The sequence below is a fragment of the Saccharicrinis sp. GN24d3 genome, from assembly GCF_052400645.1.
GTDB lineage: Bacteria > Bacteroidota > Bacteroidia > Bacteroidales > Marinilabiliaceae > Saccharicrinis.
On sequence record NZ_JBQTGI010000078.1, the window covers coordinates 1 to 1369 of the forward strand.

A 1369-nucleotide genomic window follows, 5' to 3' on the forward strand; every position below is an offset into this window, starting at 1 on the left:
AGTTTATTTGTTGAACACGATGACCTGGTCGTAGATAACTTTGTAAATAGTATTGCAAATAACCATTTGCAGATAGTTGGGGCTGAATTGATATTGGGAAAGATTTATGAGAAAATAGGTTTCCCAACTGGTGGGTCATGCAAATATTTCAAGAATCTGGTTTTATGCCGGCTTGTTTATCCTGGCAGTAAATTAAAAACCGTAGATTATTTCGGGAATCATCTAAACATTGACGTGAGCGTTTACACTATTTACCGATTCCTAGATGAACTCAACAACGATATTAAACCAACTATAGAGCAGATATCATTTGAGTACACCAAGAACCTTTTGGGAGGAAAGGTTGGTGTTGTATTTTATGATATGACGACCTTGTATTTCGAAGCTTCAGAAGAAGATGATTATCGCATCACTGGTTTTTCAAAAGATGGCAAACACCAACAACCTCAAATCATGATCGGGTTGCTGGTCAGTTCGCAAGGTTTTCCTATTGGGTACAAGATATTTGAAGGAAACACTTCAGAAACAAAGACTCTGATTCCTGTTCTGGAGACTTTTCAAGAAAAGTTTAGCCTGGACAAGCCGATAATCGTGGCAGACGCAGCACTGCTTTCCCAAAAGAACATTGATGCGTTAAATGAGCATGGTTACCAGTATATTCTTGGAGGAAGGGTTAAAAATGAGACAGAAGCAATCAAAACAAAAATCATTCAACTGAAAATTGAAGAAGACAAACCCAAAGAATTAAAAAGTAAAAATGGCAGGCTAATCATCAGCTACTCGCCCAAAAGGGCATACAGGGACAATAAAAATCGAGAGAAAGGGCTGATCCGGTTAGAGAAAAGGGTTAAGAGCGGAAAGTTATCTAAAGAACATATCAACAACAGAGGTTACAATAAATATCTGAAACTAACTGGCCAGGTAAACATTACAATTGACTACGAAAAATATGAAGCAGATGCTCTGTGGGACGGGTTAAAGGGGTATGTAACAAACACAGGCTTATCCAGAAAGATAGTGATTGAAAATTATAGTCAATTATGGAAAATTGAAAAAGCCTTCCGCATTTCAAAAACGGATTTAAGAATACGCCCCATCTATCATCGATTAAAGAGCAGAATTGAAGCGCACATATGCATATGTTTTACCGCGTATTCCATCTATAAGGAATTGGAGCGCTTGCTCAATTACAATAATATCAAGTTGTCTCCTGAAAAAGCAATAGATGAGATTAAGGAAATTAGGCAATTAAGGTATATCCTGCCAAAATCCAAAGAAGTAAAAACTAAAATTTTGCAACCTACTGAAATCCAATCAAGGTTATTAAATATGAAAATTTAAAAGTGGGTCATGCAATGCACAAAACAGG

1 protein-coding gene is annotated in these 1369 nt (G+C 36.7%); it reads left to right on the top strand.

Annotated elements, in window-relative coordinates:
* The coding region (locus ACT29I_RS25665; RefSeq protein WP_444794860.1) for an IS1634 family transposase at positions 1–1341 on the top strand (1341 nt) is incomplete at its 5' end.
* Positions 1342–1369 lie beyond the last annotated feature (28 nt).